This is a genomic window from Cognatundibacterium rivi (assembly GCF_018139565.1).
Lineage (GTDB): Bacteria > Pseudomonadota > Gammaproteobacteria > Burkholderiales > Burkholderiaceae_D > Undibacterium > Undibacterium rivi.
Window position 1 is genome coordinate 93871 of sequence record NZ_JAGSPK010000002.1, and the last position, 25104, is coordinate 118974.

Consider the following 25104-nt stretch of genomic DNA (forward strand, 5'->3'; position numbering starts at 1 on the left):
GGCGTATTAAACGCCTCTTTTTTAACTGAATCAGCTTGCAATTACTGGATTTTCGCTTTTTTCACCAACGCTTGTTGATAAGCTTGCACTTTTTGTTGCTGCAGTCCATCAACGATCTGTGGTTTTACTTCTTCCAGAGTCGGGAATTTTGCAGTACGGATGTCATCTAATTTGATGATGTGAAAGCCAAATTCAGTTTTCACCGGTGTTTCGGTAAACTGACCTTTTTGCAAAGCAGTCATTGCTTGAGAGAATGCAGGAACAAATGTTGCTGGTGTTGCCCAGTCCAGATCGCCGCCTTTTGCTGCGGATCCTGTGTCTTTAGACTGTTTAGCTAATTCTTCAAATTTAGCGCCAGCTTTCAATTTCAAGATGATCGCTTTAGCATCATCTTCTTTTTCTACCAGAATATGATAGGCGTGATATTCCTTGTCGCCAGCTTGTGCTTTTGCCTTGTCGTATTCAGCTTGAACTTCTGCATCGGAAACCGGATTTTTCTTTACATAATCAATCATCAGGGCGCGGATCAGTAAGGATTGGCGAGCGATTTCCAGTTGATTTTTTACTTCTGCATTTGAAGCGAGGCCAGATTTTTCAGCTTCCTGCATTAATACTTCACGATTAATCAGCTCTTGCTTCACCATTGCGCGCAACTGCGGGCTGTCTTGCTGACCTTGCGATGCCAGTTGTTTGACCATGGCATCTACGCGAGAAGAAGGAATTGCTTTGCCATTGACTACAGCGAGATTTTGAGCCATTGCAGGCACCGCTGCTGCAAGAAGTACTACCAGCAAATGAGCAGGTTTAAAAGTCATTGTCTGTTCCTAAAATAACAAAATAAAAAACGGATTATAAGTAAACTGCTTAGGTTAGGTCGGTATCTCTGACGGAGCAAGTGCACTGATAGCCAGTGCATGAATTTCCGTGTGCATCATATCGCCAATGGCATCATACACCAGACGATGGCGGGAAATGCGATTTAAGCCCTCAAATTGAGGACAAATTATTTTCAAACTGTAATGGCTTCCGCCGGATGCGGCGCCTGCATGTCCTGCATGTGCATGGGAGTCATCTTGAAGTTCACACAGCACAGGGTGCAAATTTTCTGTCAGGCGTATGCGTAGTTTTTCAAAACGGGTCATGACTCAGTTTCTTCCATGTATTTTGTTAAAAATAAGCTTTGAATAATAACGAATGCGGGCATGATCCCTATCATCGATATCAGCTTGAAATTCGCCCAGGCTGACGTCGTGAAATTGTAGGCGACCAGCAGATTCGCGATTCCCATTACTAAAAAAAAGCAGATCCACGCAAGACTGAGACGAGACCAGATTAGCTCCGGAAGTTTCACCTGCGATTCCATTGCGGTGCGGATCAGATTTTTCTTAAAACCAAACTGTGCCAACATAAACGCGACGGCATAACACCAGTAAAGAACGGTCGGTTTCCATTTAATAAATGCTTCGCTGTGGAAATAAATAGTTGCGCTGCCGAATACCATGATAACGATGAATGAAATCCAGAGCATTGCATCGACTTTTTTTCTACGTAAAAGCAGATAGGCAATCTGGCACACAGATGCAACTAGTGTCACAGCCGTGGCAAGCAGAATTGGAGCAACCTCCTGGGCGCTGCCGCCACCGGACACAAGTCCGGAAAGAAATTCGGTTACATACGCCTGTGCAGCACCAGGGTGGCTCTCTCCCCATTTGAACGTCACAAAAAACAGAATGACAGGGAAAATATCAAATAAAAATTTCATTAAAAAGTTACTCAGGCAAAGGTTCAAATTTCAAGGACGCAGAATTAATACAATAACGTAGTCCTGTCGGCGGTGGGCCATCAGGGAAGACGTGCCCAAGGTGAGCGTCGCAGATATTACACACAATTTCGGTACGAGTCATGCCGTGAGATGTGTCCACTTTCTCCAGAACATTTGCTGGGTTGAGTGAACGAAAATAACTGGGCCATCCACAGCCAGAGTCAAATTTTGCGTCGGATGCAAAGAGGGGCGTGTTGCAACAGACGCAAGTGTAGATGCCGATATCGTGATGATCCCAGTATTGTCCGGTAAATGCCCTTTCCGTTGCTGCATGTCGGGTTACCTGATATTCAATCGGATCAAGTTGAGCGCGCCATTCAGCATCGGTCTTTTGTATTTTATTCATATCTTCTTTCGTTTACGATGAACAACTGATTTCGAGATGTTGTGCCCATGTCGGTGGTTCGCCTGCGTATAGATGATGCTCGGGCTGCTCATCAAAAGGGTGTTCGAGAATTGTCAGCAGTTTTTGTACTTCACTGAAATCCTTATTCTGCGCTTTTTCAATCGCAATTTGCGCAAGATAGTTTCTCAGCACATATTTAGGATTGCTCGCTTGCATACGGCCTTGTCTTTCTTCGGCTTGACTGCCTTCAGAGACCAGCCGCGCCCGGTAAAGTTCCAGCCAATTACTCGCGGCTTGAGCGTTGCTGAATAAACTGACAAAATCGTCGTCTTTTGAGCTGGTGTGATTGTCGAGATAACTCAGATATCTGAAGGTGTGTGTGAAATCAGCATGGTCTTCCTGCATGATATTAAACAGCTGATCAGTCAGTTCCTTATCGTCGTTTTGAATGGTCAATAATCCAAGTTTTTTACGTAGCAGCGCTTCCCACTTATTCGTAAAAGAAGACGAGTAACAATCCAGTGCCTGTTGCGTCTCTTCGACGCTGCCTATCAGTGGCAGTAGTGCCTGACCTAGTGCGTGTGTGTTCCAATGCCCAATTGTTGGCTGCATACGGTAGGAGTATCGGCCTTGTTGATCTGTATGATTGCAAATGTGCCTTTCATCATACTTTTCCATAAATCCAAACGGACCATAGTCCAGCGTTAAGCCCAGAATGGACATGTTGTCCGTGTTCATAACCCCGTGCATGAATCCGACTGACTGCCAGCAGGCGATTAATTCTGCTGTTTTTTTCGTTACTGTACTGAGGAGTGCCTGATAGGGATTAGGCTGTCCCAGTGATTCAGGATAGTGATGCCGGATCACAAAATCCGCCAGAATTTTTAATTCGTCAGGGCGGTTGTTGTAGTACCAGTGCTCAAATGATCCAAAACGAATAAAGCTGGGGGCGAGTCGGGTAACAACGGCGCTGGTTTCTACCGTTTCTCGCATTACGCCCTGATCAGAGCCCGTGATTGCCAGCGCTCTGGACGTCGGTATTCCCAATGCCTGCATTGCTTCAGAGCACAAGAGTTCACGGATCGACGATCTTAGTACGGCGCGGCCATCGCCAGAGCGGGAATAGGGGGTCGGGCCTGCACCTTTTAATTGCACTTCAAACCGTTGCTGGTGTTTGTCGATAGCATCGCCTAAAAGAATTGCCCGGCCATCACCGAGTTGTCCGGCCCATGAGCCAAATTGATGACCAGAATAAACACTGGCTAGTGGATTCGCTCCGAGGATATCTATGTTACCTGTGAAGGCATTAACGTACCTTGGCGTCAGCAGTGATGCTGGATCCAGATTAAATTGCTGCGCAACCGGTGTGCTTACAGCGACGATGTAGGGCTGTGGCAGAGGTGTCGGCTGCAAGTAGGTAAAGAAATTAGCTGGCAGGCTTGAATATGTGCTGGGTTGTAAAAAATCGTCCAGATCAAGTGCTTGCTTTGTTAAGGATGGTGTAGGCATTCCGCAAAAGTATGAATATCAATGCCGTTATTCTGACAGAGTGCAGGGAAGTCTGTTTTTGTCGTGCTGAAAGAGCCGAGTGGGAGTAAAAAGAGAGGGAAAAAAAACCTAAGGGCTTCAATCCAATCGGAGTGAAGCCCTTAGATTTAATTAAATGACGTGTAAGAAAAATTACGCCGTCATCATCTCGCGTACTTTGCAGCCGTCAATGAGGAAAGATAAACTAGTAACCAGAACGAGTTCACCTTCAGCCGAGCGAGCAGTACCGGTAATGCCTGGGGTGCTGATGCAGGTTAGCGGTTTAATCACCAGATCTGCAGTTCCATCGACCGAATCTACCGACAAGATATAAGGGTTTGGTGCAGCGATAACAATGCCGACCCGTTCTGAGGATGGCATGTAACCGAGTACTTTACCCAGAGATTTAACCGGCAATGGGCGACCCAGATCACGAAGCACAGGCTGACCGCCGACACTTTCGAATGTCTCAGGCAATTCCACAACACGTTGCACTGTCGCCATAGGAAGCGCCAAGGATGCGCCATCGGTACGTACCAGCATCGTTGGGACGATCGAAAGCTCAATTGGTAAGCGAATTAAAAACGTTGTCCCTTTGCCCAGTTCGGATGAAATGCGGATCGCGCCGCGATGACGTTCCACGGCTGTTTTTACAACGTCCATGCCGACGCCGCGACCTGAAACGCTGGAGGCCACTTCTTTGGTGGAAAAGCCAGGTAAAAACACCAGCTGGAAAGCCTCATCATCAGTTCGTGCATCGTGTGCGTTGATCAGACCTTTTGATATGGCTTTATCCCGGAGTCGTTGCGCGTCCATGCCTTTGCCGTCATCAGACACTTCAATCATGACGCTGCTGGCCTCTTGCCATGCCTTCAGGGAAATGGTTGATCTCGCTGTTTTATTGCTTGCCAAACGTTCTTCTGCAGTTTCGATACCATGATCGAGCGCATTGCGCAGCATATGCACCAATGGATCGTACAGACTATCAACAACAACGCGGTCAACTTCTGTTTCTGCTCCCTCTATATTTAAATCCACCTCTTTGCCCAAGTCTCTTGCCAGTTCGCGGACAAGGCGAGGGAATTTCTGAAACAGGCGCCCGACAGGTTGCATGCGGGTGGCTAATGTTGCGCGTTGCAGTTCCGTTGAATAACGAGATGCGCGGGTCAGCGTCTCTGTCAGCGCTGCCATCAGAGGCGCAGCCTGGCCATCGAACTTGAATTGCGATAATTTTTCCAGCAACACCGCAGCCTGATTTGCGGCTTGTACAGATTCGCCTGCCACCTCAAGCAGAACGTTCAGCTTGACGGCATCTATTCGTATGCTTTCTTCTTTGGCTGGAGCTGTATGCTTGACGTCTGTGCTGGACAACGACGATTTAACTGCTTCGTGTTCTTCTTTTGCCGAAGGCGCTTTGGGAGTCGTTGCTACGGCAACGGCGACTGGTTCTGGTAATGTGCCGACCGGCGTCACTGCTTTGTAATATGCTTCCCAATCGACGCCATCAGTATTGTTGGCCGATGGCGATGATGTGCTAACCGCAACCGGTTCAGGCGCTGTTGCCGTTGCTTGAGGTGCAGCTGGTACTGCGGCTTTTTTGCTGACTCCCTTGCTTTCAATTGCATCTGTCAACATTGCTTCCAACGCTTTCGGCATCGTTGACAGTTGCTCAGGAGGGATGCCGTTGTTCAGAGCGGTGAGTTGATCTGCGACAAAACCGCTGGCTTCCAACGCTGCCTCGATTGCTTCTGGTGTGACCGCGACCTGACCGGTTCTCAATGCATCAAACAGGTTTTCTGTTAAATGGCATGCAGAAACCATTGCAGACAGGTTCATAAAACCTGCCCCACCTTTGATCGTATGGAAGGATCGGAAGACGGCATTCAGTGTGTTCATATCTCCCGGATTACGTTCGAGAGATAACAGGTGTTCTTCTACGTTTGTCGCGAGATCGAGTGCCTCAACGACAAATTCTTTGAGCATATCATCCATCAGAAACCCAGGCTATCAAGAAGATTATCTACGTCATCCTGTTCCAGTGCGGCGTTCGGTACGGATGGCCCCTCCATCAATTCGACTGCTTTCTCTTTCAGTTCTGTCGGCGCATTATCAAGAAGTATCTGAGCCAATTCGTGCTCTACCGCTTTATTAATTGCAACGACTTTCTTGATTAACTGACCGGTGAGATCCTGAAAATCTTGCGCCATCATGATATCGAGAAGGCGAGCTTTCTCAGCATCAGTCGCTGTCAGAACCGCATTGGCAAAAGCTTTGGAGTCTGATGCCAGCGCCTTGAATTCTTCTACGCTGAGTTTGCCTTCAAACAAATCGGTCCAACGCACATCCATGCTCTTCGCTTTTTTGGCCAGCTCATCTTGCTCTGGCATTCCGAGGTCAGTTGCGTTGAGTACTTTGTTTGCCGCTTGTTCTGTCAATGTTGCGACATACTCGAGTCTGTCCTGCGCGTCTGCAACCTGAATCGCCACATCGGAGAGAGATCGATCGTAGCCCAGCTGTCGCATTGAATCATGCAGCATGCGGACAACATTACCTAAACGATCAAAAATGGGCTTTGTAGACTCAATGTCCGTATTGCGTGGATTCAGTTTCGGAGGTTGTTCACCAACCTGCATTAACGCGCTGTTTGTCGTTGCTGAAGCAGTGTCCGTTCCTGCGGAGGGTGACGTTTCTGTTTCCTGGCGCTGACTTGCCATCTCTTCAAACAATGCATCAAGATCATCTGCTGAATCAGTCATAATTCTTCACTCTCCATAATCGCTGTGACTTTTGTGCAATTTTTCCACAAATATCATGGGTTATTGTTAATTTTAGGCAAAAATGAGTGTTTTTTTGTACTCAATAGTGCGTTATCTGTCTATTTAATTCATCGTGCAATTTTATTTTCAGCAATCTTTTTATTTCTGCCCGTAAATTGCATTTCAAGTCTCTGCAACATAGTAGCAGTACTTTATCGCAGAATGATCTATGGGAATAAAATTTATCATTGTTTTACTTGATTGTCGTTGGTTTTGCTGTTTTCCTGAGTCCATGCAATTAAAAATTGCTCAGGTGTCTCTATAGAAAAGAGACCGGCTTTGCGTATTTTTCTTGCCAACTTAAGTAGCGCTTTGTCTTTTGTGACGAGAGTTGTTGCGGAACTGTCTCTGGCGATCTCAAGAAATTTCTGATCATCTTTGTCGCTACAAACCGGTAACCGTATATCCGTTTTTAATGGTGGTGCAACACACTCGATAAATAGATCGAATTGCTGGCAAATATTTGGCAGATTGTCCTGAGTCACCGGCAGGTGTGGATACTTCAGAACTGCCAGCCATTCTTCTCTGCAGTCGGCGCGGGTAATGGCTTTTAACTGTTCATTTTTTAATCCGTGAAGAATGTCTAGCCAGCGCGGATCATTGAAAACGAATAAATCCAGACAGACATTTGTGTCAATGACGATGTGCTTGGGTATGATTGCGGTCATTATGTTTAATCTCGTTAATTTTTATGCTCATTGTATTATCTCCAGCCAAAAGTCTTGATTTCCAAACCCCGATTTCTACAAATATTTCTACGATACCTGAGCTTTTGAACGAGGCGGAAGAATTGGTATCCATTTCAAGAGGACTATCTGAGCTTGATTTAATCAAGCTGATGGAAATTTCACCGGCCTTGGCTCGTTTAAATGTGGATCGTTTTCAGCAATGGACTAAAACACCAGACTCTAATCAGAGCAGGCAAGCCATTTTTGCATTTAATGGGGATGTTTACGAAGGGTTGAATGCGACCAGTCTGCAAGCGCGTCACTTAAATTATTTGCAGAAGCATGTCCGGATTTTATCTGGTTTGTATGGCGTGCTGAGACCTATGGATCAATTGCAGGCGTACAGGCTGGAGATGGGGACTTCTTTAATCACTCCACACGGCAAGAATCTGTATCAATTTTGGGGGCAAAAAGTAACAGACGTGTTGAACGGGCAATTGCGCTCTTTAAACAAAAAAGTATTAATTAATCTGGCATCGGAAGAGTATTTTAAAGTTGTTAAACCGACCTCATTGAATGCGGACATTATTAATCCGGTTTTCCAGGACTGGAAAAATGGACGGTACAAAATTATTTCGTTTTATGCCAAGCGCGCGCGCGGCTTGATGGCGCGTTATTGCGCTGAAAATGCGATTGCAGATCCGGAATTATTGAAAAACTTCAACGTTGATGGTTATTTATACGACGAGGAGGCTTCTGAGAATGGACGTTGGGTTTTCAGGCGAAGAATAGAGGAGATTTAAGCGTAGACAAAAAAGCCGGTCATAGACCGGCTTTGCTATTTAAAGTTTTTCTACTTCAGGACCAGAACTTCCACCATGCGGATTTGTTTTTCGCGGTACCCGTCAGGTAAGCGCTGTTAGGAAAGTTTTTCAGAAATACGCGGTTTGCGTCGTCACGTAATTCAGTCATTCCCATTGCATCGTAAGATTTCACCAGTAAAAACATCGCTTCTTCAATTGCTGGCGCATCAGGATATTCGGTAATCGCAGCCTGAGCGCGGTTGGCTGCAGCAAGGTACGCGCCACGGCGGACATAGTAACGTGCAACGTGAACATCGTATTGCGCCAGCGCATTCACCAGGTATTTCATGCGCGAGATTGCATCTGGCGTGTACTGACTATCCGGAAACTGAGTAGCCAGTTGTTTGAACGCATCGAAAGCATCGCGAGAGGCTTTCGGATCGCGCTCTGTAATGTCTTGATTTGCCAGGAAATTGAGTAAGCCTAATTGATCGTTAAAATTAATCAGACCACGCAGGTAATACATGTAATCGACATGACTGTGATTCGGATGCAATTTAATGAAACGCTCTACTGCAGCCAGTGCCTGCACCTGATCACCTTGTTTATAGTAAGCATAAGCGGTATCCATCTGTGCTTGCTGGGCGTATGTACCAAAGGGAAAGCGAGATTCCAGCTTTTCGAAGTACTGAATTGCTTTTTCATATCCGCCATTCGCCATTTCGTCTTTTGCTTCAGCGTATAATTTTGATGCGGACCATGTTCTGGTCTCGTCGCCCTTGTCACCAAAAGCCCCGCAGCCGCTTAAAGTCAACGACGCGGCCATAGCCAGAACCAGCAATTTCAAAGATTTAATGTGCATAGATTTGTGCGTGAGCATGAAAACAATTTACGGATTATAGCCGATGACGAAAAATGTGAAACCAACTACAACAGTGATTTTGTCAGATTCTGATGTTGACGTCGATTTAGACCTGGCAGTTGACGATACAGAAGTGGACGAAGACTTCTCGTCAACAGCTGAAAATATAGAATTAAAACTGACCTCCGCTGCATGCGGCGAGCGCTTGGATAAGACCATCTCAAAATTGGTTCCGGAATATTCCCGCAGCCGCATTCAGCAATGGATAGAGGATGGCTTCGTGACGGTTGACGGTAAGCCAGGCCGGACCAAAATGACGATGCTTGGCGATGAAAAAATTATTATTGAGCCGCAGGCAGCTCCCGATGAAGGTGCTTTTGCGCCAGAAGACATTCCGCTGGATATCGTTTATGAAGATGACGCCGTTATCGTTGTGAACAAACCGGCCGGACTGGTGGTGCATCCCGCCGCGGGCAATTGGTCGGGAACTTTGTTGAATGGCTTATTGTTTCGCTGGCCAGCGCTGTTAGGCGTCCCGCGAGCTGGCATTGTTCACCGTTTAGATAAAGATACATCGGGATTAATGGTTGTTGCCAAAACCCTGATAGCGCACACGGATTTGGTGCGTCAGCTGCAAGACCGTAGCGTGAAACGCGAATACTATGCGTTGGTATGGGGAACGCCTAACGTTTCGGGCACCGTTGATGCCCCGATGGCAAGACATCCGCGTGATCGTATCAAGATGGCTGTTTCGCGCAGTATTTCTGCCAAGCCTGCCGTCACGCATTTTCAACGTATCGCGACGGGAATGTTAGAGAAATTTCCTGTCAGTCTAGTGGCATGTCAGTTGGAAACTGGTCGTACCCACCAGATTCGCGTTCACATGCATTCTCTGGGATTTCCTTTGGTGGGGGATCCTTTGTACGGCAAACAGCATCTCGCACGTTTTTTCCCCCGACAAGCATTGCAAGCGAGGAAGCTGGGATTAATTCATCCGCAGACGGGGGAACATGTGGGGTGGGAAGTGGCTGTTGCCGATGATTTTCTTCAGTTGCTGAACGAGGCTGGAATTTCCTTGCCATGAGTCGTAGGCCGCTAGATACCTTACCGTTTCCCGTAATTCAACCTGACTGGTGCGGCATTCATTCTTCAGTAAAGGCATTTTCAACGTTACGTAGTGGCGGAGTGAGTTCCGGAGTGTATGGGGATGCTTTCGGCGTGCATGGAATGAATCTCGGGTTGCATGTTCAGGAACATCCTGCGGCAGTTCTTGAGAATCGCGCAAAAATAAATGCATGCCTGCCTTCCGATGTCATCTTGCCATCACAAGTTCACGGTAATATTGTCGTGGATGTTGGCGTCCTTGAGTCTGGAATAGAGGCTGACGCCGTCGTCAGTTCGGTCAGCGGGAAGGTGTGCGCAATCCTGACCGCCGATTGTCTGCCAGTTTTGTTTTGTGATGAAAGTGGAAAAGTTGTTGCTGCCGCACATGCGGGTTGGCGTGGGTTGGCGAGTGGGATATTGCAGAATACGGTGGCCGAAATGCATGCTCGGGGAGCTGGCCGGATTTTTGCGTGGATGGGTGCAGCAATAGGCCCGGACGCATTTGAGGTTGGTCAAGATGTAGTTGATATTTTTACATCTACGGGTAAAAATTTTGTACACTGCTTCAGCAAAAAAACGTCTTCGCTTGATACTACGGAAAAGTATTTTGCTGATATCTATCAGTTAGCGAGAGAAATTTTATTGCATGAAGGGGTCAATGATATTTTTGGCGGCAGTTTTTGTACCTTTAGCGATAAAGAAAAATTTTACTCGTATCGGCGCGATGGTGTGACCGGGCGCATGATCAGTCTGATTTGGTTTGACGCCGCAGATGAATAAGTGTCTTCGGCTTATGTTTCTGAATGCGCTTTATCAGAGACGGATTGTTGCGGTGCAGCTTGATTTTCTGCTTGCTTATGCTTGCGTTGAGGGGCGCGCATCAGGTATAAAACAATAGACAAAGGAAAAACACAGTACATGATAAAAGTCATGCATCCTGTGATAAATGAAGGTTCAGTCATTGCCATCAGTAAAACAACATAGATCCAGGCGATTGCGACAATGTACATAAAATTTCTTTCTAAAATCAGTCTGTCCGGCGAGGCAATGAAATATCAGAATGGCAGGACGTTCAATTATTAATGTGAAACGATACGCGAAAATCAGGAGACTCGCATGAAGACTTTCGATCCTCAAGCTATGTACTCCGAATGGATGTCACAGTTGGGAAGTCAGGCGCCTTGGCAGGATTGGATTCAGCCAGTAAAGGCTATGGCGGAAATGCCGGTATCAGATGTGTTAAAAGATATTGGGGCGACGATAGACCAGGCGGTGCTGGCACGCTTGCAGAACGAATACATGCAGGAGTTTGGGCGTTTATGGCAGGATTTCGCTTTATCGAAATTGCCGGAATTGAACGATAAGCGTTTCTCCGCCACTGACTGGCATAATCATGCGATGCACTCTTATAGCGCTGCCAGCTATTTGCTGAATGCACGGTTTCTGATGGCAATTGCTGAGGCAGTTGAAGCGCCGCAAAAAATTAAACAAAAAATCAGTTTTGCGGTGCAGCAAATGATTGATGCGATGTCGCCAGCCAATTTTCTGGTCACAAACCCCGAGGCGCAGTCAAAGCTCATAGAAAGCAAAGGGGAAAGTCTGGCCAGAGGTATCAGTCAGATGCTCGCTGATATGCAAAAAGGACGCATTTCGCAGACGGATGAGTCAGCATTTGAAGTGGGTAAAAACGTAGCGACAACAGAAGGTAAAGTGGTTTTTGAAAACCATTTATTTCAGTTGATTCAATATACCCCCCTGACGAAAACAGTTCATCAGCGCCCGTTGCTGATGATTCCGCCTTGCATTAATAAATATTACATTCTTGATCTGCAGCCGGAGAACTCGCTGGTGCGCTATGCCGTTGAGCAAGGGCATATGGTATTTCTCGTTTCTTGGGCCAACCCCGATGAGTCTATGTCTGAAGTGACATGGGACGACTACATTGAAGACGGTGCAATCAAAGCTTTTGAGGTCGTACGCACAATCAGTAAACAGGAAAAGGTGAACGCCTTTGGTTTTTGCGTCGGTGGCACGATTATTTCGACGGCTTTAGCGGTGTTGGCGGCACGTGGAATTCATCCCGCAAGCAGCCTCACACTGTTGACCACCTTGCTGGACTTTTCAGACACAGGTGTGCTGGACGTGTTTGTAGATGAAGTGCAGGTTGCATTGCGTGAGCAAAGTATCGGACGAAAAGGCATCATGCCGGGCCGTGATCTGGCCAGCACTTTTTCAAGCTTACGTGCAAATGATCTGGTGTGGAGCTATGTGCAATCGAATTATCTGAAAGGAGAGGCACCACCGCCGTTCGACCTTTTATATTGGAATGCCGACAGCACTAATTTACCGGGGCCTATGTTTTGCTGGTATCTGAGAAATACTTACCTGGAAAATAAATTACGACAAACCAGCGAGTTGACCGTTGCAGGTAATCAGGTTTCTCTGGGCGCGATTGATGCGCCTGTATTTGTGTACGGTTCCCGCGAGGATCACATCGTGCCCTGGAAGGCCGCTTTTGCATCGCTGAAAATATTGAATCCGGAGCACAAGGAGCGAAATATGTTTGTGCTCGGTGCTTCAGGTCATATCGCTGGCGTTATCAATCCTCCGGCAAAGAAAAAACGTAGCTATTGGTTTAATCCGGTTGCAACGGAGAGCGCTGATGCCTGGTTTTCCGGCGCAGTTGAACATCAAGGTAGCTGGTGGCCGGTATGGTCAGAATTTCTGGCAAAACATGGCGGGAAAATGGTGAAGGCACCTGCGAAACCGGGAAATGCAGAATATGCGGAAATCGAAGCGGCCCCCGGACGCTACGTCAAAGTCAGAGCAAATTAGGGTAATGGTAGATATTTCTGCAGTTTAAATTTAAAACAGGAGAAAAAGTATGGCGAAACGTGTTGCGTACGTAACTGGTGGTATGGGTGGAATCGGGACTCCAATTTGCAGACGTTTGTGCAAAGAAGGCTATACCGTCATTGCAGGTTGCGGCCCGAACTCTCCTCGTAAGGATAAATGGTTGGCCGATATGCGTGCCGAGGGACTGGATATTCACGCTTCTGAGGGGAATGTTTCAGACTGGGAATCGACCAAAGCTGCTTTTGATAAAGTTAAGGCAGAAGTTGGTGAAATTGATGTGTTGGTGAATAACGCCGGCATTACCCGTGATGGTCAGTTCCGGAAAATGAGCAAGGCCGATTGGGATGCTGTGATGGATACCAATTTGAACTCTTTGTTTAACGTCACTAAGCAAGTTATTGAAGGCATGGTTGATCGTGGCTGGGGGCGGATTATTAATATCTCTTCAGTCAATGGGCAGAAGGGGCAATTTGGTCAGACTAATTATTCCACTGCGAAAGCTGGTATTCATGGATTTACGATGGCGCTGGCACAGGAAGTTGCGACCAAAGGTGTGACGGTTAACACGGTCTCTCCAGGTTATGTCGGTACGGATATGGTGAAAGCGATTCGCCCAGATGTGCTTGAAAAAATCGTTTCCGGCATCCCGGTAAAACGTCTGGCAGAACCTGAAGAAATCGCTTCTATTGTCGCCTGGATCGCATCGGATGAAGGTGGATATGCAACAGGGTCCGACTTCTCGATTAATGGCGGTTTGCATATGGGATAACAGTGATGCCAGTGGTCACGGTTGTTTGTTGTTCGATGTCAATTTAAACAAGTTTGCTACTGTTTTTTTACTGCAATGCGGTAGAATATGCTCACCAAAGTAAGGATTTTGGTGGGCATATTTTTTTGCCGATTTAAAAACAACGTTAAAAATAGCGATAAAAAAAGGGGACAATCAAATTGCTGTACTCAGTCACGTCGGAGTGCAAGCGTTTGTTTGAGTGAGTCTTGGTTTTATTTAGTCGAAATTTGATTTCGCGATGAAGCCAGATGTGTAAGTTATCAATTGAGATTTCAATGAATAGCGCAAAAAAATCAACACAGCATCTGATTAAAAAATATCCGAATCGCCGTCTCTACGATACGCAAACGAGTAGTTACATTACCTTGGTGGATGTAAAGCAGTTTGTGCTTGAAAACGACGATTTCGCCGTGGTTGATGCTAAAACAGGTGAAGATCTGACGCGTAGTATTTTGCTGCAGATTATTCTCGAAGAAGAGGCCGGTGGCTCACCTATGTTTTCCAGCGTTGTGTTATCCCAAATCATTCGTTACTACGGCCATGCTATGCAAGGGATGATGGGTAATTACCTTGAGAAAAACGTACAGGCATTCATTGATATCCAGAATAAACTGGCTGAAAATTCCAAAGGAATCTACGAAGGTAAGCCGTTCAGCCCTGAAATGTGGACGCAATTCATGAATGTTCAGGGGCCGATGATGCAGGGCATGATGGGTAATTACATCGATCAAAGTAAAAATCTGTTCGTACAAATGCAGGAGCAGATGCAAAATCAGGCTAAAAATATATTCAATGTTTTTCCGTTTAACCCGGAAGATGTGAATAAAAAGTAAGCAAGCATTTTAATTGCAGCAGCTTAAGCCTCTGATTTTTCAGGAATTTTCATCCTGAGCTGGGCAAAAAAAGGTGGTAAAGGGTACAATGGCGGATTCGCTTTTGTACCCTTTTTGTTATCTACGCACCGTTATGTCCATTACTGAAATACGCCGCACCGAAGCCACGAACTCTCCTAAAGTTGGATTTGTATCCCTTGGATGCCCGAAGGCACTGGTTGACTCTGAACAAATCCTGACCCAGCTTCGTGCTGAAGGATATGAAACTGCGAAATCTTATGACGGTGCCGATCTGGTCATCGTCAATACCTGCGGATTTATTGATGCGGCGGTTCAGGAGTCTCTTGATGCCATCGGCGAAGCTTTGGCTGAAAACGGCAAGGTGATTGTGACTGGTTGCCTTGGTGCGAAGAAGGATGCAGATGGCAACGACATGATTCAGTCTATTCATCCCAAAGTTCTGGAAGTGACCGGGCCACACGCTCTCGGTGAAGTAATGAATGCTGTTCATAAGCATTTGCCTAAGCCGCACGAACCTTTCATTGATCTGGTGCCAGCGCAGGGCGTGAAGCTGACACCTAAGCATTTTGCTTATCTCAAAATTTCTGAAGGTTGTAATCATCGCTGCAGTTTCTGTATTATTCCTTCTATGCGCGGCGATCTGGTGTCGCGTCCAATCGCGGACGTGATGCTGGAAGCGGAAAACCTGTTCAAAGCTGGAGTGAAAGAGTTGCTGGTTATTTCGCAGGATACCAGTGCCTATGGCGTGGACGTGAAGTTCCGCACTGGCTTCTGGAACGGCAAACCAGTTAAGACACACATGACGCAACTGGTTGAAGCGCTCGGTGAACTCGCGAAGCAATACGATGCATGGGTGCGTCTGCATTATGTCTATCCGTATCCGCACGTGGATCAGATTATTCCATTCATGAACAACGGCCATGTTTTACCTTATCTGGATGTGCCACTGCAACATGCGCACCCCGATGTGCTGAAACGGATGAAGCGCCCAGCCAGTGGCGAAAAAAATATAGAACGTATCAAGGCCTGGCGCGAGATGTGCCCGGAAATCACGATACGCTCGACCTTTATCGCCGGTTTCCCTGGTGAGACAGAAGAAGAATTTGAATACCTTCTGGATTTCCTGAAAGAAGCAGAAATCGACCGACTTGGTTGTTTTGCGTATTCACCGGTGGAAGGCGCAACAGCGAACGAATTAGCTAATCAATTACCGGATGATGTTCGCGAAGATCGCCGTCGTCGTGTAATGGAGTTGCAGGAAGAAATTTCTAAAAAACGTTTGCAAGCGAAAATCGGTAAAACGGTACGCGTGTTGATCGATTCTCTCGACCGTAGTGGCGGCGTTGGCCGCTCGTCTGCGGATGCACCGGAAATTGATGGTGTTGTTTATGTCAAACCCCCATTTGAACCGCATCGCAAGTTGAAGGTGGGAGAATTCGTTAACGTCACCATTACCGCGGCAGATGCGCATGATTTGTGGGGTGAGGCTGTTTGATGAAGTTGATGTTATCAGTCGGACTATCGCTGCTAGCTTGCCTGTGTATAGGGACAGTCCAGGCGCAGGAGCTGCAAACTGCTGGCGCGATGTCAAATCCCGTGTTTACCAGAGCCATAGAATTGCGTGGTCACTTGGGTACTAAGCAGGTGCGTATGCATTTGCAACCGAAAACCGAAGATCGCGACAGTGTTGAAGGCAATTATGTCGTTATCGCAGGTGCGCAGCAAAGTCAGAAAATTTTGCTGGCCGGGGAAGTGACCGCAGACAGGCTGAGTATGGAAGAATCGGTGGATGGTACGGATGTTTCCGGTCAATGGGATGGTGATCTTCAAGGTCAAACTGTGCGTGGTATCTGGTTATCCGCTGATGGCAATATCCGGCAGGATTTTACGTTAGAGATAGTGAATACTGAACCACAGAAAACGAAGAAGCTACGTAGCAAGAAATAAAAAAAGGCGCATATAGCGCCTTTTTTTATACGAATAGTATCCGCAAACCTGAGTGGCAAATACGACGTATGCTCATGCTATTTGACGGGAACATACCAAAGTTTTGCATCGTTCACTGGTGTATTTTTCGGAAGCAGCGGGTTGCTCAGGCGTATAAGGTTTCGTCCTTTTAAATTCAGCTTTTCGATTGCATCTTGATGGTATTTATTGAAGATCGCATCGAAGCTGCCATCTTTTTGCATGATACGTAAACCGGCTTCCACTCTGTCCCGTATCGCGGTGTCTTGTTTGTTAAAGAAAAAGTAGTAGGGGAACGGGTAGTAAATCAGCAGATTCTTTTCTATGGTCAGTTCTGGATTGCGTTCTTTGTTTTTTTCGTACTCGCTCAGGATTTCGCCAATGCCACGCGGGAATCCATCGAAACGATTGGCGGTCAGCATTTTGAAAAGCTGGGAATATTTTCCCTGTATAACCCTGATGCCGTAATTCTCATAGATTGCATTGTCATTCCAGGCAACACCCTGACCCAGACTCACTTTTTTCAGGTCTTCCGGCGTCTTTATCTGGTCAAATTTCTGTTGATTTTCTTTGTTGATCAAAAGAACGCGATAACCGAGCAAGCCTTTGCGCAAAGGAAAGCGTATCGTCGCAAAGCGTTGTTCCAACTCGATCGAGGTTGGATTCCACGTGACATTAATGTTATGTTCGGATTTTTCCAGTTCTTGTAATACCCGTTTTTTCGGCATGATTTGCGCGTCTGGCAGACACTCATAATCACCGTATCGTGAGCGGGTTTTTTCCAGTGCAGTACACAGAATTTCAATCACGTCATTAAAGCGCGTTTCATTCTGAACTTCACCGGCTGAATAGATGACCCGGGTGACTGCTGCCTGGGTGAAGACTGGAATCAGAATCAGATAGACGAGTAAGCTACTGCGGAGTATTAAAAGGAGGGCATTCATCTCATTGCAAATACGGGGGTGTACTTTCGTTTTAGTCGTGGTGTAGTCAATGATTGATATGGCCGCATTTTTCCTTCTGCTGGTCGGACTGAGACAAGGGTGAAAAATAGCGATGTCCTCTTGGATACAAAGGTGTCATTCTAATCGACTTTTATTACAGGAAATTTATGTTGGTCCTCAGTCATACTGGTTTTTGCTGCGTTGAAACGATGTTTTACAAAATGACGATGATGTTCTGTTTTTGATGGCGGGAATAATTGGCGCCGATCTGTTTCCGTTACGCTAATGAGATAGGTGATTTATCTGGGAAAATCTGGTTTTGATGGATACTCCCCCATTTTTTTGAGTAAATGTATGAAATCTCCTTGTCGAATATGGGTCTCTCAATATACTGGGGGGAGTATATTCTTTGCTCAGATGTGTGCTGGAATGTTTTGATATTACTGAATCAATCAAGGTGTTATATGACAAAAAAAGAAGCTCAGATATCTGGTGTTGCTACCCGTGCGATTCATAGTGCTTATACAGCGCCGGATGGTTTTGGTGCGTTTCCGGTCGCGATTCATCACGCGTCGACAGTGTTGTTTGACAGTGTCGCGGCGATGCGATCACGCAGTTGGCAGGATAAATCCTCATATACCTATGGCTTGCATGGCACGCCAACCAGTTTTACCCTCGAGGCGCGTTTAGCAGAAATAGAGCAGGGTGATCATTGCCTGTTGGTGCCGAGTGGTCTGGCGGCGATTACGCTGATCAATCTGGCGTTGTTGAAAAGTGGAGATGATGTCCTGATTCCGGATAACGTCTATAACCCGAATCGAGATCTGGCGAATTGGCTGAGTCAGAATTATGCTGTCAGCGCACGTTTTTATGACCCGTTGATTGGTGCAGATATTGCTGGTTTGATTCAGGAAAATACCCGCCTGATCTGGACTGAAGCACCGGGCTCGGTATCGATGGAAGTGCCGGATATCCCGGCCATTTGCGCTGCTGCACATGCCCGGGGAGTGTTGGTAGCGCTTGATAACACCTGGTCTGCAGGCATCGCATTTCCAGCATTTGAACATGGCGTCGATATCATTATGCAGGCCCTGACGAAATACCAGAGTGGTGGCTCGGATGTCTTAATGGGGGCAGTGATTACCAAAGACAAAGCAATACATACCCGTTTGCAGCTTGCACACATGCGTCTGGGGTTTGGTGTGGGCATGGATGATGTGTATCTGGTATTGCGTAACTTACCGAGCCTGAAATTACGTTTTGAGGCGCATGACCGCAGTGCGCGTGAAGTTGCTGCCTGGCTGGCGCAGCGGCCGGAGATCAGTACCGTGCTGCATCCCGCATTGCCCGATTGTCCCGGACATGAGATCTGGAAACGTGATTTCAGCGGTGCCGGAGGCTTGTTTTCTGTGCTGTTTGATGAGCGTTATACAGAGCAGCAAACGGATCGTTTTGTCGATAGTCTGAACTTATTCAAGATTGGTTTCAGCTGGGGTGGTGCGCACAGCTTGTGTCTGCCTTATCGCATAGAGCAGATGCGGGATCGCTGGCAGGCACGTGGTATTTTGGTGCGCTTTAATATTGGTCTGGAAGAGCCGGCAGATTTGATTGCCGACATTGAGCAGGCGCTGGCAGAAATGAAAAAAGCTGCCTGAAATAAGGCAGCTTTTTTTACTCACTAATCAATGCGGAAAATTAATGGATTGATGCAGAGAAGAGCGACTAAATTATTTGCTGCCGGTAGCGGCATCGCTGGCTGGAGCAGGCGCGGCAACCGGTGTTGGTGTTGCTGCTTCGGCGCTGGCGGACGCTGAATGAACTTCGGTTGGATTGTGACCAGCCGCTTCGCCTTGCATGTCAACTTTGTCGCCAGCTTTGAAAATTAAAAACAAAGCTGCAGCGGCAAAAATAATAAAGCCGACGAGAATTTTCCACATAATTGTCTCCTGAAAGAATTTGAAACTGTTTTAGTAGCTGATTGTTTGAATGCCGTCTGCGACACGGCAGATGTAATTCAGGCATAGCGTTACATTAAACGGGCTGGCTTACAACTTCCTTGCAATCACACACAAGCTTATGGATTATCAGGCAAAAAAATGGGGTGCATTCCAGAAGGAGTGCACCCCATTTTTATTTCACAATGCCGCTGTTTTGACAGCGGCATTGATGCATTACGCTGCCGACAATAATTGACGCAAGACGAATGGCAGGATACCGCCATGTTTGTAGTAATCAACTTCGATAGGCGTATCAATGCGCAACAGCACTTTCACTTCCTGAGTTTCACCGTTAGCACGGTGGATGACCAGAGTAACTTCCTGTTGAGGTTTGATGTCGTTTTCGATACCTTTCAGATCGAAAGACTCATTGCCTGTAATGCCTAAGGAATCAACACTGTCGCTGCCCAGGAATTGCAATGGCAATACACCCATACCAACCAGATTGGAGCGGTGAATACGTTCGAAAGAGCGAGCGATAACTGCTTTCACGCCCAGCAATTGCGTACCTTTCGCAGCCCAGTCACGGGAGGAGCCTGTACCATATTCTTCGCCGCCGAAGATCATGGTTGGTGTGCCTTCAGCAACGTATTTCATCGCTGCATCGTAGATTGACATCTGTTCACCTGTTGGCTGGAACAATGTTTCGCCACCTTCAACGCGGGAGCCATCTTCTTTCGCAGGGATCATCAGATTTTTGATACGTACATTGGCAAACGTACCGCGCATCATGATTTCGTGGTTACCGCGACGTGAACCGTAGGAGTTGAAGTCAGCCTTCAATACGCCATTTTCTTTCAGCCATTTACCTGCTGGGCTGGATTCTTTGATAGAGCCAGCTGGAGAGATATGGTCAGTCGTGATGGAGTCACCAAATACGCCCAGTGCGCGTGCACCAGTGATGCCAGTCGCAGCAGCTTTTGGCTCCATAGCGAAGTCAGCAAAGAATGGTGGTTCAGCAATGTAAGTGGAAGCAGGCCAGTTGTAGACTTCGCCTTCTGCCACACCCTTGATGTTTTCCCACAATTTGCCTGGCGCGCCTTTCACGTCAGCATAGTTGTCTTTGAATGTTTTTGCATTCATCGCAAACTTCATCAGTTTTTGAATTTCTGCGCTGGTTGGCCAGATGTCACCCAGGAAAATGTCTTTACCTTTAACGCGACCAACTGGTTCTGTCATCAAATCTTTCGTCATGTTGCCAGCAATAGCGTAAGCAACGACGAGTGGAGGGGATGCCAGGAAGTTAGAGCGGATATTCGGATGGATACGCGCTTCAAAGTTACGGTTACCGGACAATACTGCTGCGGCAACCACATCGTTGGCGACAATCGCTTCGTTCATTGCTGGTGTCAGATCACCGGCGTTACCGATACAGGTGGTGCAACCGTATGCAGTTACGCCGAAACCCAGTTTTTCCAGGTAAGGCAACAGACCAGCGGCTTCCAGATATTTAGTCACAACGCGGGAGCCAGGCGCCAGCGATGTTTTGATATGTGGAGCTACTTTCAAGCCAGCTTCAACTGCTTTTTTCGCCAGCAAGCCAGCTGCCAGCAATACGCTAGGATTGGATGTGTTAGTGCAAGATGTAATCGCCGCGATCAGAACGTCACCGTTTTTCACTTTGACGCCATCTGCGTTGGTGTACTCTTTACTCAGATCGTCAGCGTTCTTGTTGAAGCCGTTTTCTGCAACAGGCTTGGAGAACAGGTCAGCAAAAGTCGATTTGACGTTGCCGATTTCAATACGATCCTGTGGACGTTTAGGACCAGCCAGGGAAGGAGCTACGGTGGACAGATCGAGGTTCAGTTCGGTGGTGTAGTCAATGTCGCCTTTTTTCGGAATACCGAACATTTTTTGCGCTTTGAAATAGCCTTCGAATGCATCGATTTCTGCTTTAGTACGGCCAGTGCCTTTGAAGTAGTCGATGGTTGCTTCATCAACTGGGAAGAAGCCCATCGTTGCGCCGTATTCCGGTGCCATGTTGGCGATGGTTGCGCGATCTGTCAGAGACAATGTGCGTGTGCCTTCACCGAAGAATTCAACGAATTTTCCAACAACTTTTGCTTTACGCAGCAACTCAGTGATTGTCAGTACCAGATCGGTTGCAGTGCAGCCTTCGCGCAATGCGCCTGTCAGATTTACACCAACAACGTCAGGAGTCAGGAAGTAGACCGGTTGACCCAGCATACCGGCTTCCGCTTCGATACCACCAACACCCCAGCCGACCACGCCGATACCGTTGATCATGGTGGTGTGAGAATCAGTACCTACCAATGTGTCCGGATAGTAAACTTCGTTTTTCTTCGCGTCTTTAACTTTGTGTACGCCACGTGCCAGGTATTCCAGATTCACTTGGTGAACGATACCGAAGCCAGGAGGAACCACGCCGAATGTATCAAACGCTTGCATACCCCATTTCATGAACTGATAACGCTCGTTGTTGCGTGAGAATTCCAGTTTCATGTTCAGATCCAGCGCTTTCTTTTCGCGGAAATGATCGATTTGTACAGAGTGATCCACGACCAGATCAACTGGTACCAGTGGTTCGATATTTTTTGGATTTTTGCCTTGTTTTGCGGCGACGTTACGCATCGCTGCCAGATCGGCCAGCAAAGGAACGCCGGTGAAATCTTGCAATACTACGCGGGAAACCACGAAAGGAATTTCGTCTACGCGGGCTGCAGTCGCACCCCAGTTAGCTAATTGCTTGACGTGTTCTTCCGTAACTTTTTTGCCGTCGCAATTACGCAGAACAGATTCCAGAACCACGCGAATGGAAACTGGCAGACGGGAAATTTTAACGTCCAGGGTTTTTTCCAGTGCAGGCAAAGAGAAGAACTTGCCTTTCTTCGTGTCTGAAATTTTAAAATCTTTCAGGGTTTTGAATGCATCTTGATACGCATTTTGGCTCATGGCTGTTCCTTATTTACAAAAATCAAAGATCAAATAACATGTTTACTACTATCCCACGCCACCCGATGCATACACAGATGTGTGTGCACATTGGGTGAAGTGGGCTTGAACTTAAAAAGCTTGAAAACTATTTTGTTTGTACAGCACTGTCGGTGCCTGCTGACGATTCGGCTAATACCTGCTGCTGGGTCTTGCATTCGTTTGCAAGTTGCAGACCTTTGCGAGAGTCAAGCAGTAGTCCTTTCGCAGGAATGCCGATCCAGATAAAGCCAGCCTTCGTATTTTCGAAGCGATTGGCACCGGTCGTCGTTTCTACGCGTGACATACGGTACAGGCGCTTTTTCCAACGCATGGCGATATGTTGCGGATCCTCTGCATTGCTGTACATCGTGAGGGAATTACCCAGTTCGCATTTGTAATCAGCGCTGGCATGTAATTGCACATCCGGTTCAGCTTCTTCCTCGTCCTTGACGGCATGCGCCGTGGTCTTGCTTGCTTTGGATGACACTTTTGCTTTGTTCTTTGCGATTTCAGCGTGTGCTGTCATCGGCGAAAAAATAAAGCTGCCGGCAAACACCAAGCCTGCAATGCGGAGTGACAAGGTATTCATAGTTAGTCTCCTTTAAGTAAATCTTGCGCCATTGCTGGCAAGTCAGTTGCACCTGATTCGGCGCGTTTCAAGATAGTCCAGTAGTAACGGTAACTGGCCCTGTCATGCAATTTTCCCTGAAATTGAATCGGGGCCCATTGTTTTTCTTGTGCGGCCACCAGTATAGCGGTTGCTTCAGCCACTTCATCATATTTGGGGGCCATTGCGTTGATGATCGTTTGAATCTGATCCGGATGAATACTCCACATGCGTGTGTAACCTAAATCATTTTTCGCTCGCTTCGCATCATTGGCGATGATACTGGAGTCCTTGATCTCTGTTGTTACATTGTGTGATGGTACTTTTCCGTAGCGATGGCAAGCTGCCGCTATTTCCAGTTTTGCGCGAACGACTAAGGGATGTTCAAATTGTCCCGGCGAACGCATTGCAGAAGCAGGAATTGCGCCAAAATGAGCTGAGACAAAATCCATAACGCCAAATGACAGGCATTCAACTTGTGGGAGCGCTGCGATCGCCATCACATTCGCGATTGCTTCGTGCGATTCAATCAGAACATGAACGGGTAAATGCTTTCTGCCAGCGGCTTCCGCATGCAAATTTATTCTTTTTATCGCATCTGCAACCTGTGGTGCTGAGTCAACTTTGGGTAATACGACATAAGCCAGTTTATGTGCTGCGGCTGGCAATATGATGGATAAATCCTGTTCAAACGCCGCGTGATGGATGTCGTGTACTCTGACACCGATGCGGTTGTGATGATTTTCCTGACTATTCAGCAGATCTACTACCAGCCTGGCGTGCTCAGTTTCATTGCCAGTCGCGGCACCATCCTCACAGTCAAACGTGATGTCAAATATGGCGCCAAGCTGCTGCTGAAGCGCCATAGACTTACGCATTAACTTTTCTGAACCTGCATAGTGATCGCAAACCGGTAAAAATACCGGTGTTAGCTGATCCTGAAATAAGGCTTGAGAAGGATGCATCAGGCTATGGCAATAAATGCTGACAGGCAGAGCTCACATTTGCATGAATTCTGCCTTTATTAAAATCAGCCAACCAGATGTTTTACACCATCACGCTCTTCTTGCAATTCGTTGAGTGTGATGTTGATGCGTTCACGGGAGAATTCGTCGATTTCCAGACCCTGAACGATTTTGTATTCGCCATTTTCTGTTGTTACGGGGAAGCCGAACATCGTGCCTTCAGGGATGCCATAAGAGCCATCGGAAGGAATGCCCATGGTTGTCCATTTACCGTTTGTGCCCAAAACCCAGTCACGCACGTGGTCAATTGCGGCATTCGCTGCAGACGCTGCAGAAGACAGGCCACGGGCTTCAATAATTGCTGCGCCGCGTTTGCCGACTGTTGGCAGGAATACGTCTTTGTTCCAGACTTGATCGTTGATCAGATCTTTAACGGAAGCGCCATCTGCAGTCGCAAAACGATAGTCAGCATACATTGTTGGGGAGTGATTGCCCCATACGCAGAGTTTTTCGATTGCAGCAACTGGCTTGCCAATTTTTGCAGCGACTTGAGACAGGGCGCGGTTGTGATCCAGGCGCAGCATCGCAGTGAAGTTTTTCGCAGGCAGATTAGGTGCCGATTTCATTGCGATGTAAGCGTTCGTGTTAGCTGGATTACCAACCACCAGAACTTTGACATTGCGTGATGCAACTGCATCTAAGGCTTTACCTTGAACTGTGAAAATCTGCGCATTGGCTTCGAGCAGATCTTTACGTTCCATGCCTGGGCCACGTGGACGTGCACCAACTAACAAAGCAACGTCGATATCTTTGAATGCTGTCATTGGATCGCTGTGTGCTGTCATGCCAGCCAGCAATGGGAACGCGCAATCGTCGATTTCCATCATCACGCCTTTCAGCGCTTTTTGAGCTTTTTCGTCTGGGATTTCCAGTAATTGCAGAATGACTGGCTGATCTTTACCAAGCATATCGCCATTAGCAATACGGAACAGAAGGGAATAACCGATTTGACCAGCAGCGCCGGTAACAGCTACGCGCATAGGTGATTTAGCCATGATGCATCTCCGAAAAGTGGTATGAAAAATGATGTTCAAACATGTTGCGACGATACTTGCCCGCAACGGAAAATACTCAATGATACCGCTGAAATTGTCTGCTGGTCAGCCAAAATACATGTTTCCATGTGCTTTTCGCTTTACATTGCAGATATTTAAACTATATTGCCTGATAGTTGTTTGCTGCAT

At 47.0% G+C, this 25104-nt stretch carries 24 protein-coding genes; 9 read left to right on the forward strand and 15 right to left on the reverse strand.

The window, feature by feature from the left end; all coding sequences use genetic code 11:
- Nucleotides 1–41: 41 nt before the first annotated feature.
- The 8 genes from KDM87_RS04780 to KDM87_RS04815 all read right to left on the reverse strand — a co-directional run bounded on the left by KDM87_RS04780 (nucleotide 42) and on the right by KDM87_RS04815 (nucleotide 7179).
- On the reverse strand, nucleotides 42–815 hold the full coding sequence (locus KDM87_RS04780; RefSeq protein WP_212678035.1) for a peptidylprolyl isomerase: 774 nt from the start codon (nucleotides 813–815) through the stop codon (nucleotides 42–44).
- A 54-nt stretch (nucleotides 816–869) separates the two neighbouring features.
- A complete protein-coding gene (locus KDM87_RS04785; protein ID WP_212678036.1) occupies nucleotides 870–1142 on the reverse strand; it encodes a BolA family protein in 273 nt (90 codons plus the stop codon).
- Entirely contained in the window at nucleotides 1139–1762 is a 624-nt protein-coding gene (locus tag KDM87_RS04790; protein WP_212678037.1) for a septation protein A, read from the reverse strand. The genes KDM87_RS04785 and KDM87_RS04790 overlap by 4 nt, the downstream gene beginning before the upstream one ends.
- 7 nt (nucleotides 1763–1769) lie before the next feature.
- On the reverse strand, nucleotides 1770–2168 hold the full coding sequence (gene msrB / locus KDM87_RS04795; protein ID WP_212678038.1) for a peptide-methionine (R)-S-oxide reductase MsrB: 399 nt from the start codon (nucleotides 2166–2168) through the stop codon (nucleotides 1770–1772).
- Nucleotides 2169–2180: 12 nt separating this feature from the next.
- Nucleotides 2181–3677 carry a protein adenylyltransferase SelO gene (locus tag KDM87_RS04800; RefSeq protein ID WP_212678039.1) on the reverse strand — a complete coding sequence of 499 codons (1497 nt, stop codon included), beginning with the start codon at nucleotides 3675–3677 and terminating at the stop codon, nucleotides 2181–2183.
- Between the two features lie 171 nt (nucleotides 3678–3848).
- The gene (locus tag KDM87_RS04805; protein ID WP_212678040.1) at nucleotides 3849–5687 is read right to left on the reverse strand and encodes a chemotaxis protein CheA; all 1839 of its coding nucleotides are present in this window, start codon (nucleotides 5685–5687) and stop codon (nucleotides 3849–3851) included.
- The gene (locus tag KDM87_RS04810; RefSeq protein ID WP_212678041.1) at nucleotides 5687–6451 is read right to left on the reverse strand and encodes a protein phosphatase CheZ; all 765 of its coding nucleotides are present in this window, start codon (nucleotides 6449–6451) and stop codon (nucleotides 5687–5689) included. Before KDM87_RS04810 ends, KDM87_RS04805 begins: the two co-directional genes overlap by 1 nt.
- Before the next feature lie 245 nt (nucleotides 6452–6696).
- Entirely contained in the window at nucleotides 6697–7179 is a 483-nt protein-coding gene (locus tag KDM87_RS04815; RefSeq protein ID WP_212678042.1) for a putative toxin-antitoxin system toxin component, PIN family, read from the reverse strand.
- 23 nt (nucleotides 7180–7202) lie between these two features.
- Between KDM87_RS04815 and yaaA the strand changes: the two genes are divergently transcribed.
- Nucleotides 7203–7982, forward strand: a complete 780-nt coding sequence (yaaA, locus tag KDM87_RS04820; protein ID WP_212678043.1) for a peroxide stress protein YaaA — start codon at nucleotides 7203–7205, stop codon at nucleotides 7980–7982.
- Nucleotides 7983–8037: 55 nt separating this feature from the next.
- Here the strand turns inward: yaaA and KDM87_RS04825 are convergent, their stop codons facing one another.
- Entirely contained in the window at nucleotides 8038–8844 is an 807-nt protein-coding gene (locus tag KDM87_RS04825) for an outer membrane protein assembly factor BamD (protein WP_212678044.1), read from the reverse strand.
- 43 nt (nucleotides 8845–8887) lie between these two features.
- On the opposite strand from KDM87_RS04825, the gene KDM87_RS04830 reads away from it, so the two are divergent.
- From KDM87_RS04830 to KDM87_RS04860, 7 genes are all read left to right on the forward strand, one after another.
- On the forward strand, nucleotides 8888–9928 hold the full coding sequence (locus tag KDM87_RS04830; protein WP_212678045.1) for an RluA family pseudouridine synthase: 1041 nt from the start codon (nucleotides 8888–8890) through the stop codon (nucleotides 9926–9928).
- Complete coding sequence (gene pgeF / locus KDM87_RS04835; RefSeq protein ID WP_212678046.1) at nucleotides 9925–10728, forward strand: peptidoglycan editing factor PgeF; 804 nt, start codon at nucleotides 9925–9927, stop codon at nucleotides 10726–10728. The genes KDM87_RS04830 and pgeF overlap by 4 nt, the downstream gene beginning before the upstream one ends.
- Nucleotides 10729–11064: 336 nt before the next feature.
- A complete protein-coding gene (phaC, locus tag KDM87_RS04840) occupies nucleotides 11065–12783 on the forward strand; it encodes a class I poly(R)-hydroxyalkanoic acid synthase (protein ID WP_212678047.1) in 1719 nt (572 codons plus the stop codon).
- A gap of 49 nt (nucleotides 12784–12832) precedes the next feature.
- Complete coding sequence (locus KDM87_RS04845) at nucleotides 12833–13573, forward strand: 3-ketoacyl-ACP reductase (RefSeq protein ID WP_186885523.1); 741 nt, start codon at nucleotides 12833–12835, stop codon at nucleotides 13571–13573.
- 296 nt (nucleotides 13574–13869) lie between these two features.
- Nucleotides 13870–14427, forward strand: coding sequence for a polyhydroxyalkanoate synthesis repressor PhaR (gene phaR, locus KDM87_RS04850; protein ID WP_186885522.1), 558 nt, complete (start codon nucleotides 13870–13872; stop codon nucleotides 14425–14427).
- 133 nt (nucleotides 14428–14560) lie between these two features.
- Nucleotides 14561–15943, forward strand: coding sequence for a 30S ribosomal protein S12 methylthiotransferase RimO (gene rimO / locus KDM87_RS04855; RefSeq protein WP_212678048.1), 1383 nt, complete (start codon nucleotides 14561–14563; stop codon nucleotides 15941–15943).
- A complete protein-coding gene (locus KDM87_RS04860; protein WP_212678049.1) occupies nucleotides 15943–16395 on the forward strand; it encodes a hypothetical protein in 453 nt (150 codons plus the stop codon). Before rimO ends, KDM87_RS04860 begins: the two co-directional genes overlap by 1 nt.
- A gap of 77 nt (nucleotides 16396–16472) precedes the next feature.
- Here the strand turns inward: KDM87_RS04860 and KDM87_RS04865 are convergent, their stop codons facing one another.
- Nucleotides 16473–17357 carry a type 2 periplasmic-binding domain-containing protein gene (locus KDM87_RS04865; protein ID WP_212678050.1) on the reverse strand — a complete coding sequence of 295 codons (885 nt, stop codon included), beginning with the start codon at nucleotides 17355–17357 and terminating at the stop codon, nucleotides 16473–16475.
- 464 nt (nucleotides 17358–17821) lie between these two features.
- Here KDM87_RS04865 and KDM87_RS04870 point away from each other — a divergent pair, with 464 nt between their 5' ends.
- The gene (locus KDM87_RS04870) at nucleotides 17822–19012 is read left to right on the forward strand and encodes a cystathionine beta-lyase (protein WP_212678051.1); all 1191 of its coding nucleotides are present in this window, start codon (nucleotides 17822–17824) and stop codon (nucleotides 19010–19012) included.
- 72 nt (nucleotides 19013–19084) lie between these two features.
- On the opposite strand, the gene KDM87_RS04875 is transcribed toward KDM87_RS04870, so the two are convergent.
- The 5 genes from KDM87_RS04875 to KDM87_RS04895 all read right to left on the reverse strand — a co-directional run bounded on the left by KDM87_RS04875 (nucleotide 19085) and on the right by KDM87_RS04895 (nucleotide 24915).
- The gene (locus KDM87_RS04875) at nucleotides 19085–19294 is read right to left on the reverse strand and encodes a hypothetical protein (RefSeq protein ID WP_212678052.1); all 210 of its coding nucleotides are present in this window, start codon (nucleotides 19292–19294) and stop codon (nucleotides 19085–19087) included.
- A gap of 234 nt (nucleotides 19295–19528) precedes the next feature.
- Nucleotides 19529–22267 carry an aconitate hydratase AcnA gene (gene acnA, locus KDM87_RS04880; RefSeq protein WP_212678053.1) on the reverse strand — a complete coding sequence of 913 codons (2739 nt, stop codon included), beginning with the start codon at nucleotides 22265–22267 and terminating at the stop codon, nucleotides 19529–19531.
- A gap of 127 nt (nucleotides 22268–22394) precedes the next feature.
- A complete protein-coding gene (locus KDM87_RS04885) occupies nucleotides 22395–22877 on the reverse strand; it encodes a hypothetical protein (RefSeq protein WP_212678054.1) in 483 nt (160 codons plus the stop codon).
- Nucleotides 22878–22879: 2 nt separating this feature from the next.
- Nucleotides 22880–23860, reverse strand: coding sequence for an HpcH/HpaI aldolase/citrate lyase family protein (locus KDM87_RS04890; protein ID WP_212678055.1), 981 nt, complete (start codon nucleotides 23858–23860; stop codon nucleotides 22880–22882).
- A 65-nt stretch (nucleotides 23861–23925) separates the two neighbouring features.
- Complete coding sequence (locus tag KDM87_RS04895) at nucleotides 23926–24915, reverse strand: malate dehydrogenase (RefSeq protein ID WP_186885513.1); 990 nt, start codon at nucleotides 24913–24915, stop codon at nucleotides 23926–23928.
- Between the last annotated feature and the right edge of the window lie 189 nt (nucleotides 24916–25104).

Coding starts and splice junctions, on each gene's coding strand:
- KDM87_RS04845 (WP_186885523.1), top strand. CDS start 12,833: ATGGCGAAACGTGTTGCGTACGTAACTGGTGGTATGGGTGGAATCGGG.
- KDM87_RS04785 (WP_212678036.1), bottom strand. CDS start 1,142: ATGACCCGTTTTGAAAAACTACGCATACGCCTGACAGAAAATTTGCAC.
- KDM87_RS04825 (WP_212678044.1), bottom strand. CDS start 8,844: ATGCACATTAAATCTTTGAAATTGCTGGTTCTGGCTATGGCCGCGTCG.
- KDM87_RS04780 (WP_212678035.1), bottom strand. CDS start 815: ATGACTTTTAAACCTGCTCATTTGCTGGTAGTACTTCTTGCAGCAGCG.
- KDM87_RS04890 (WP_212678055.1), bottom strand. CDS start 23,860: ATGCATCCTTCTCAAGCCTTATTTCAGGATCAGCTAACACCGGTATTT.
- phaR (WP_186885522.1), top strand. CDS start 13,870: ATGAATAGCGCAAAAAAATCAACACAGCATCTGATTAAAAAATATCCG.
- msrB (WP_212678038.1), bottom strand. CDS start 2,168: ATGAATAAAATACAAAAGACCGATGCTGAATGGCGCGCTCAACTTGAT.
- KDM87_RS04865 (WP_212678050.1), bottom strand. CDS start 17,357: ATGAATGCCCTCCTTTTAATACTCCGCAGTAGCTTACTCGTCTATCTG.
- KDM87_RS04870 (WP_212678051.1), top strand. CDS start 17,822: ATGACAAAAAAAGAAGCTCAGATATCTGGTGTTGCTACCCGTGCGATT.
- KDM87_RS04810 (WP_212678041.1), bottom strand. CDS start 6,451: ATGACTGATTCAGCAGATGATCTTGATGCATTGTTTGAAGAGATGGCA.
- KDM87_RS04800 (WP_212678039.1), bottom strand. CDS start 3,677: ATGCCTACACCATCCTTAACAAAGCAAGCACTTGATCTGGACGATTTT.
- rimO (WP_212678048.1), top strand. CDS start 14,561: ATGTCCATTACTGAAATACGCCGCACCGAAGCCACGAACTCTCCTAAA.
- KDM87_RS04805 (WP_212678040.1), bottom strand. CDS start 5,687: ATGGATGATATGCTCAAAGAATTTGTCGTTGAGGCACTCGATCTCGCG.
- KDM87_RS04860 (WP_212678049.1), top strand. CDS start 15,943: ATGAAGTTGATGTTATCAGTCGGACTATCGCTGCTAGCTTGCCTGTGT.
- KDM87_RS04895 (WP_186885513.1), bottom strand. CDS start 24,915: ATGGCTAAATCACCTATGCGCGTAGCTGTTACCGGCGCTGCTGGTCAA.
- KDM87_RS04790 (WP_212678037.1), bottom strand. CDS start 1,762: ATGAAATTTTTATTTGATATTTTCCCTGTCATTCTGTTTTTTGTGACG.
- yaaA (WP_212678043.1), top strand. CDS start 7,203: ATGCTCATTGTATTATCTCCAGCCAAAAGTCTTGATTTCCAAACCCCG.
- phaC (WP_212678047.1), top strand. CDS start 11,065: ATGAAGACTTTCGATCCTCAAGCTATGTACTCCGAATGGATGTCACAG.
- KDM87_RS04885 (WP_212678054.1), bottom strand. CDS start 22,877: ATGAATACCTTGTCACTCCGCATTGCAGGCTTGGTGTTTGCCGGCAGC.
- pgeF (WP_212678046.1), top strand. CDS start 9,925: ATGAGTCGTAGGCCGCTAGATACCTTACCGTTTCCCGTAATTCAACCT.
- acnA (WP_212678053.1), bottom strand. CDS start 22,267: ATGAGCCAAAATGCGTATCAAGATGCATTCAAAACCCTGAAAGATTTT.
- KDM87_RS04830 (WP_212678045.1), top strand. CDS start 8,888: ATGACGAAAAATGTGAAACCAACTACAACAGTGATTTTGTCAGATTCT.
- KDM87_RS04815 (WP_212678042.1), bottom strand. CDS start 7,179: ATGACCGCAATCATACCCAAGCACATCGTCATTGACACAAATGTCTGT.
- KDM87_RS04875 (WP_212678052.1), bottom strand. CDS start 19,294: ATGTGGAAAATTCTCGTCGGCTTTATTATTTTTGCCGCTGCAGCTTTG.